General features: G+C 69.2%; 7 protein-coding genes and 1 pseudogene. 5 read left to right on the top strand and 3 right to left on the bottom strand.

Annotated features, from left to right (window positions below; all coding sequences use genetic code 11):
- Positions 1–232 (bottom strand): ATP-binding cassette domain-containing protein (locus AB0I76_RS18395; protein WP_357036583.1); only part of this gene is annotated, 232 nt, incomplete at its 3' end.
- Here AB0I76_RS18395 and AB0I76_RS18390 point away from each other — a divergent pair.
- Positions 163–492 (top strand): DciA family protein, encoded by a 330-nt coding sequence (locus AB0I76_RS18390; RefSeq protein ID WP_357036580.1) that lies wholly within the window; start codon positions 163–165, stop codon positions 490–492. The two genes, AB0I76_RS18395 and AB0I76_RS18390, sit on opposite strands and share 70 nt — an antisense overlap.
- Before the next feature lie 3 nt (positions 493–495).
- Here AB0I76_RS18390 and AB0I76_RS18385 read toward each other — a convergent pair whose 3' ends face one another.
- Positions 496–723 (bottom strand): hypothetical protein, encoded by a 228-nt coding sequence (locus AB0I76_RS18385; RefSeq protein WP_357036577.1) that lies wholly within the window; start codon positions 721–723, stop codon positions 496–498.
- A 95-nt stretch (positions 724–818) separates the two neighbouring features.
- Between AB0I76_RS18385 and AB0I76_RS18380 the strand changes: the two genes are divergently transcribed.
- On the top strand, positions 819–1307 hold the full coding sequence (locus AB0I76_RS18380; protein ID WP_357036574.1) for a MarR family transcriptional regulator: 489 nt from the start codon (positions 819–821) through the stop codon (positions 1305–1307).
- A 36-nt stretch (positions 1308–1343) separates the two neighbouring features.
- On the opposite strand, the gene AB0I76_RS18375 is transcribed toward AB0I76_RS18380, so the two are convergent.
- Positions 1344–1925, bottom strand: coding sequence for a hypothetical protein (locus AB0I76_RS18375; protein ID WP_357036571.1), 582 nt, complete (start codon positions 1923–1925; stop codon positions 1344–1346).
- A gap of 505 nt (positions 1926–2430) precedes the next feature.
- On the opposite strand from AB0I76_RS18375, the gene gyrB reads away from it, so the two are divergent.
- The 3 genes and pseudogenes from gyrB to AB0I76_RS18360 form a co-directional block, all read left to right on the top strand.
- Positions 2431–4383, top strand: a complete 1953-nt coding sequence (gene gyrB, locus AB0I76_RS18370) for a DNA topoisomerase (ATP-hydrolyzing) subunit B (protein ID WP_357036567.1) — start codon at positions 2431–2433, stop codon at positions 4381–4383.
- A 134-nt stretch (positions 4384–4517) separates the two neighbouring features.
- A complete protein-coding gene (gyrA, locus tag AB0I76_RS18365; protein WP_357036564.1) occupies positions 4518–7037 on the top strand; it encodes a DNA gyrase subunit A in 2520 nt (839 codons plus the stop codon).
- Between the two features lie 4 nt (positions 7038–7041).
- A pseudogene (locus AB0I76_RS18360) lies at positions 7042–7356 on the top strand (DUF3566 domain-containing protein); the annotation flags it as partial.
- Positions 7357–7513: the final 157 nt, after the last annotated feature.

Raw genomic sequence — 7513 nt, 5'->3', positions numbered from 1 at the left:
CGTCGGGCTGGTAGAGCCCGTAGAGCACGTTCATCAGGGTCGACTTGCCGGCGCCGTTCTCGCCGAGCAGGGCGTGCCGGCGGCGACGGCGGTGGGGAGCGGCGCCTACGTGGCTATTCCGGCCCCGGGCCCGACCCGCGCGACCCGCAGCCGCTCGGCGCGGTGCTGAACCGGCTGGTGAAGGCGCGCGGCTGGCAGCAGCCCGCTGCCGAGGCGACGGTCTTCGGGGCATGGGAGAAGGTCGTCGGCGCGGAGGTCGCGCAGCACAGCCGGCCCGTCAAGCTGGAGGACGGCGAGCTGACCGTGGAGGCGCGGTCCACGGCCTGGGCGACGCAGCTACGGCTGCTCGCCGGCTCGCTGCTCCAGCAGATCGCCCGCGAGGTGGGCCACAACGTCGTGCGCCGGCTGCACATCCACGGCCCGGCGGCGCCGTCGTGGTCCAAGGGGCCCCGGCGGGTACGCGGCCGCGGCCCCCGCGACACCTACGGCTGACGGTCACCCCGCGGCGCGCCGGCCCTCCCGTTCGGCCCGCTTGCGCTCCCGCTGCTCGCGACTCCACTGCTTGCGGCGTTCCAGGTCCTGCTTCCACCCGTCGCGGGCCTGGCGTGAGCCGCCCTGCACCGCTCCCGTCGTCTGCGAGGGGCCGGCGACGTTACGGAACACCCAGTCCATGAGCCGACCGCCCTTACCGCCCGCGTCACCGATCTGCTCCTCGCCGCTCATCCGCTTCGCCTCTCGCTCGCCAGGGCAACGTTTCATACGCTAATAGTTGGTACACCAACGTTTGCTATGTCCGCAACGACGACAGGAGGCAGATCGTGGCCGAGGAACTCAAGGGAGATCCCCTGGCCTTGGAGCAGCAGGTGTGCTTCGCGCTCTCGGTCGCGGCGCGCGGCGTCGTGGCGGTCTACCGCCCCCTGCTGGAGCCGATGGGGCTCACCCATCCGCAGTACCTGGTGATGCTGGCCCTGTGGCAGCGCGCGCCGCTCTCGTTGCGGGAGCTGAGCAGACTGCTCCAGCTCGACCCCGGCACTCTGTCGCCCCTGCTCAAGCGGCTGGAGGCGGCCGGTCACGTGCGGCGCGAGCGGGACGCGTCCGACGAGCGCAGCCTCGCCGTCCAACTCACCGAGAGCGGCCGGGCACTCCGGGCGCAGGCCGAGCAGATTCCGCCGGCGATCGTCGAGCGGCTCGGGCTGCCGCTGGCGGACCTGCGGCACCTGCACACGGTGCTGACCGACATGATCGCCGCCGCCAACCGGGCGACCTCGGCTGATCTCGGCGCGCGGCCGGCTCAGGCGCCGGCGTAGACCGCGAAGCCGCCGTCGTGGCTGAGCAGGTCGCGGCTACGGCTGACCGGCCCGCCGGGGCGCCTCGGACTCGGCGTAGACGGCGAACCCCCGGTCGGCGCAGCGCCGGTAGAACGCGGCCAGCACGCTCAGCTCGGGGCAGGTGTAGTTCCACTGCGGTGACGCGCCGGCGTCGTCGCGCAGCGCGTCGAGCCGGCTGTCGAGCCACCGGAGCTGCTGCTCGGCGAGGCGACCGTCGGCGAGCAGGCCGCGCAGCACCTCGCTGACCGACTCGAAGGTCACGGTCTCGCCGTGCTGGCGGTGCCCGGCCACGAACCGCTCGATCCCCCCGGCGATCCAGGCGCACCCGTCCGGATCGATCACCGGGTCCTCGTCCTCCGCGGCGGCGTCCGTGGCGTAGAGCACACCCTCCAGGCCCAGCAGCAGGTCGACCAGCTCGGTGTACGCGGTCGCCCGCACCGTTCCGGTCTTCGCGATCAGCTCGGCGAGCGCCGCGGTCGGCGCCGAGATCCGGGGCATGTCCACGATCTCGCCGAAGTCGACGAACTCGGCCGGCGCGACCGGATTGTAGAAGCGGCCGGTCCGCGGCCAGTGCACCGCGACGTTGTCCAGCCCCATCTGGCGTCACCTCTCAAGCCGTGTCGGGTAGATCGGGTCGATCGTCCGGTTCAGACCGCCAAAGATCAAGGCCGGTTCCGGTCGCGCCGTGACCGTACCCCGTACGTGGTGCGAAGCAACGCGCGGTCTTCGGCCGGTCGCGCCGCCGATCGGGCCGTGGCGTGTAGGGGGAGTCGCGGACGGCGACGTTCGGCCGGCTACGGAGGTCTCAGACGCCTCGCAGGGGTGCCGAGTGGTGGTTCTGTCGTTCGCGCACAGTAAGATTGACGGAGAGACGAAGACCCGGTGCGGTGCGACGAAACCCGGGCCCGGTGCGGGCCCGTGATCATTGTCCACGTCGGGTCGAGCCGATCGCGATCCGCGGGCAACCGCGGCGACCGGCGCGTTCGACCCGTACCCCGGCTTGTCCCCGGTGCCGGTCCGCGCGCCGACGTCGCGTCCTGTCCGCCGAACCCGCGCCCCGGCACGCCGTGAGGCGTGCCACGGCGCGAGAAAGTGGCCGAGGGTGGCAGCGCAGGACAAGCAGGAGTACGGCGCCGAGTCGATCACCGTCCTCGAAGGTCTGGAGGCGGTCCGGAAGCGGCCGGGTATGTACATCGGGTCGACCGGCGAGCGCGGTCTGCACCACCTCGTGCAGGAGGTCGTGGACAACGCGGTGGACGAGGCGCTGGCCGGGCACTGCGACACCATCGACGTGGTGCTGCTGGCCGACGGCGGTGTCCGGGTCACCGACAACGGCCGTGGCTTCCCGGTCGACATCCACCCCAAGCTGAAGAAGCCGGGGGTCGAGGTCGCGTTGACCGTGCTGCACGCGGGCGGCAAGTTCGACGGCAAGGCGTACGCGGTCTCCGGCGGCCTGCACGGGGTCGGCGTCTCCGTGGTGAACGCCCTCTCCACCCGGATGGCGGTGGAGATCCACAAGTCCGGCCACGTCTGGCGGCAGCAGTACACGAACTCCAAGCCGTCCCCGCTGGACAAGGGCGAGACCACCGACCGCACCGGCTCTGCGGTCTCCTTCTGGCCGGATCCGGCCATCTTCGAGACCGTCGACTTCGACTTCCAGACCATCTACCGGCGCCTGCAGGAGATGGCCTTCCTCAACCGCGGTCTGAGCATCCATCTCCTCGACGAGCGGGTCCCGGAGGGCGTGGAGGGCAAGCCGCGCGAGGTGACCTTCCTCTACAAGGACGGCATCGCCGACTTCGTCCGGCACCTCAACGCCTCCAAGAACCCGATCCACAAGACGGTGGTCCAGTTCGACGCCGAGGACGTGGAGGAGGGCATGGCGGTCGAGATCGCCATGCAGTGGAACGAGTCCTACGGTGAGTCGGTCTACACCTTCGCCAACACGATCAACACGCACGAGGGCGGCACCCACGAGGAGGGCTTCCGGGCCGCGCTGACCAGCGTCATCAACCGGTACGGCGCCGACAAGAAGCTGCTCAAGGGCGACGAGAAGCTCTCCGGCGAGGACATCCGCGAGGGCCTGGCCGCGATCATCTCGGTGAAGCTGACCAACCCGCAGTTCGAGGGCCAAACGAAGACCAAGCTCGGCAACACCCCGGTGAAGAGCTTCGTCCAGCGGGTCTGCAACGAGTGGCTGGTCGACTGGCTGGACCGGAACCCGGCCGAGGCGAAGACCATCATCACCAAGGCGTCCCAGGCCGCCCGCGCTCGGATCGCCGCCCAGCAGGCGCGCAAGCTCGCCCGCCGCAAGTCGCTGCTGGAGTCCGGATCGATGCCGGGCAAGCTGGCCGACTGCCAGTCCACCGACCCGCGCGAGTCCGAGGTCTTCATCGTCGAGGGCGACTCGGCCGGCGGCTCGGCCAAGCAGGGGCGGGACCCGCGCACCCAGGCGATCCTGCCGATCCGCGGCAAGATCCTCAACGTGGAGAAGGCCCGGATCGACCGGGTGTTGAAGAACAACGAGGTCCAGGCGCTCATCACCGCGCTGGGCACCGGCATCCACGACGACTTCGACATGGAGAAGCTGCGCTACCACAAGGTGGTGCTGATGGCCGACGCCGACGTCGATGGCCAGCACATCCAGACGCTGCTGCTCACCCTGTTGTTCCGCTTCATGCGGCCGCTGGTCGAGCTGGGCCACGTCTACCTGGCCGCCCCGCCGCTCTACAAGATCAAGTGGAACAAGAAGGGCGACGACGCGCAGTACGCGTACTCCGACCGGGAGCGCGACGGGCTGATCGCGCTGCGCCAGCAGAAGAAGCCGAACGCCCGGCCGGACGACATCCAGCGGTTCAAGGGTCTCGGCGAGATGAACTACCCCGAGCTGTGGGAAACCACGATGAACCCGGCGACGCGTACGCTGCGTCAGGTCACCCTCGACGACGCGGCGACCGCCGACGAGTTGTTCAGCGTGCTGATGGGCGAGGACGTCGAGGCGCGCCGGTCGTTCATCCAGCGCAACGCCAAGGACGTCCGCTTCCTGGACATCTGACGGACGCCGGCGGGCCGGCCCGGTCATCATCCACCGGGCGGCCCGCCGATCCACAGAGTTATCCACAGCGCGGCCGTTATCCACAGCGGTTATCCACAGCACGAAACCGACTCTGAGTCTGATAAGGGTTAACAGTGACCGATACCCCTGAGTCCACACCGAACGAACCCGAGGTTCCCGAGGCCCTCGCCGCCGTCGTCGCGCACGACCGGATCGAACCGGTCGGGCTCGAGGTGGAGATGCAGCGCTCCTACCTCGACTACGCGATGAGCGTCATCGTCGGGCGGGCGCTGCCGGACGTGCGGGACGGGCTCAAGCCGGTCCACCGCAAGATCCTCTACGCGATGTTCGACTCGGGGTACCGGCCGGACCGCGGCTACGTGAAGTGCTCCCGCGTGGTCGGCGACGTGATGGGTCAGTTCCACCCGCACGGCGACTCGGCCATCTACGACGCGCTGGTCCGGATGGCGCAGCCGTGGTCGCTGCGCTACCCGCTGGTCGACGGCAACGGCAACTTCGGCTCGCCGGGTAATGACCCGGCTGCCGCCATGCGCTACACCGAGTGCAAGCTCGACCCGCTGGCCATGGAGATGCTGCGGGACATCGACGAGGACACCGTCGACCTCCAGGACAACTACGACGGCCGGGCCAAGGAGCCCACCATCCTGCCGTCGCGGATCCCCAACCTGCTGATCAACGGCTCCGAGGGCATCGCGGTCGGCATGGCCACCAAGATCCCGCCGCACAACCTGCGCGAGATCGGCGCGGCCGTGCAGTGGTGCCTGGAGAACCCGGAGGTCGACGAGGCCGCCACCCTCGAAGCGCTGCTGGAGATCGTCAAGGGCCCCGACTTCCCGACCTACGGCCTGATCGTGGGGCAGCAGGCCATCCAGGACGCGTACCGCACCGGGCGCGGCTCGATCCGGATGCGCGCCGTGGTGGAGGTCGAGGAGGACAAGCGCGGCCGTCCGGCACTGGTGGTCAGCGAGCTGCCCTACCAGGTCAACCCGGACAACCTGGCCGAGCGCATCGCCGAGCTGATCAAGGAGGGCAAGCTCGCCGGCATCGCCGACATCCGCGACGAGTCCTCCGGCCGTACCGGCATGCGGATCGTGCTCGTGCTCAAGCGCGACGCGGTCGCCAAGGTGGTGCTGAACAACCTCTACAAGCACACCCAGCTCCAGGAGACGTTCGGCGCCAACATGCTGGCGCTTGTCGACGGCGTGCCGCGCACGCTGAACCTGGCCCAGTTCATCCGCTACTACGTCGAGCACCAGATCGAGGTCATCCGCCGGCGGACCGCGTTCCGGCTCCGCAAGGCGGAGGAGCGGGCGCACATCCTGCGCGGTCTGTCCAAGGCACTGGACGCCCTCGACGAGGTGATCGCCCTGATCCGGCGTTCGCCCACGGTCGAGGACGCCCGGCAGGGCCTGATCCGGCTGCTGGAGATCGACGAGATCCAGGCGACCGCGATCCTGGACATGCAGCTGCGTCGCCTGGCGGCCCTGGAGCGGCAGCGGATCCTCGACGACCTGGCCAAGCTGGAGGTGGAGATCGCCGACCTCAAGGACATCCTCGCCAAGCCGGAGCGGCAGCGGCGGATCGTCTCCGAGGAGCTGGGCGAGATCGTCGCGAAGTGGGGCGACGACCGGCGTACGAAGATCATCCCGTTCGACGGCGAGGTCTCGATGGAGGACCTCATCGCGCGGGAGGACGTGGTCGTCACGATCACCCGCACCGGGTACGCCAAGCGCACCAAGGTCGACCTCTACCGCTCGCAGCGGCGCGGCGGCAAGGGTGTCAGCGGTGCCAGCCTGCGGCAGGACGACATCGTCAGCCACTTCTTCGTATGCTCCACGCACGACTGGATGCTGTTCTTCACCAACAAGGGCCGGGTGTACCGGGCCAAGGCGTACGAGCTTCCGGAAGCCAGTAGGGTGGCGAAGGGTCAGCACGTGGCCAACCTGCTCGCGTTCCAACCGGACGAGCAGATCGCACAGATCATCGAGATTCCGAACTACCAGGTGGCGCCCTACCTGGTACTGGCCACGAAGAACGGCCTGGTGAAGAAGACGCGGCTCGAGGAGTTCGACTCCAACCGTTCCGGCGGCATCATCGCGATCAACCTGCGCGATGAGGACGAGCTGGTCGGTGCCGCCCTGGTCGGACCGGAGGACGACCTGCTGCTGGTCTCGAAGAAGGCCCAGGCGATCCGGTTCAACGCGACCGACGAGGCGCTGCGGCCGATGGGCCGGGCGACGTCCGGTGTGATCGGCATGCGGTTCAGCGAGGACGACGTGCTGCTGGCCATGGAGGTCGTCCGGGAGGGTCTGGACGTCCTGGTGGCCACGAACGGGGGATACGCGAAACGCACCCCGATCGAGGAATACCCGGTTCAGGGCCGGGGAGGTAAGGGCGTGTTGACTGCGAAGATCACCGAGCGGCGCGGTGGTCTGGTCGGGGCAGTGGTGATCGACCCGGACGACGAGCTGTTCGCGATCACCAGCAACGGTGGTGTCATCCGGACTCCGGTGAAGCCTGTACGCCGCACGCGTGACCGGAACACAATGGGGGTCAAGCTGATGGACCTTCCGGATGGCGTGACTATCGTGGCGATTGCTCGCAATGCCGACGAGCCTGACGAACAGGACTAGTTGAATGACGGAGACACAGGCGAAGTCGGGGAACACGGGGACCTCGGCCAACCCGGTCGACGAGGAGGCCGCGAAAACCGGCACACCAGCGACCGGCCGCGCGGCCGTGGGCCGGGCAACCGTCCCCGCCGACGCGCCTGCCCCGAAATTCACCCGGGCTCCGGGAATGACACCGCCACCGGACAAGCCGACCGATGACAAGGACGCCGCGGAGAACGCCGACGCGACGAAGGTCGACGCGCCGAGTGCCGGGGGCACCGCCACGTCGACAGCCGCCCGGCCGGCGACCACGCAGCCGATCACCGTGCGCGCCGGCCAGGCGACCCCCCGCCGATGCACCGGCAGCCAGCACCTCGATGCGCTCGATCAGCGCGCTCGGAATGTTGGCCAGGTTGACCACGTTCACCGAACCTTCGTAGGCCAGTGGGTAGTCGGACTGGCGTCGGCCGTTGACCAGTACCAGCGTGCGGTTCGGG

The sequence above is a fragment of the Micromonospora sp. NPDC049799 genome, assembly GCF_040656655.1.
Lineage (GTDB): Bacteria > Actinomycetota > Actinomycetes > Mycobacteriales > Micromonosporaceae > Micromonospora.
The sequence above is the reverse complement of the archived record's forward strand: the minus strand, read 5'-3'. Positions and strand labels throughout refer to the sequence as shown.

Excerpts from the sequence above, each read along its gene's own strand:
- AB0I76_RS18385 (WP_357036577.1), bottom strand. The coding sequence starts at position 723 with ATGAGCGGCGAGGAGCAGATCGGTGACGCGGGCGGTAAGGGCGGTCGG.
- AB0I76_RS18375 (WP_357036571.1), bottom strand. The coding sequence starts at position 1,925 with ATGGGGCTGGACAACGTCGCGGTGCACTGGCCGCGGACCGGCCGCTTC.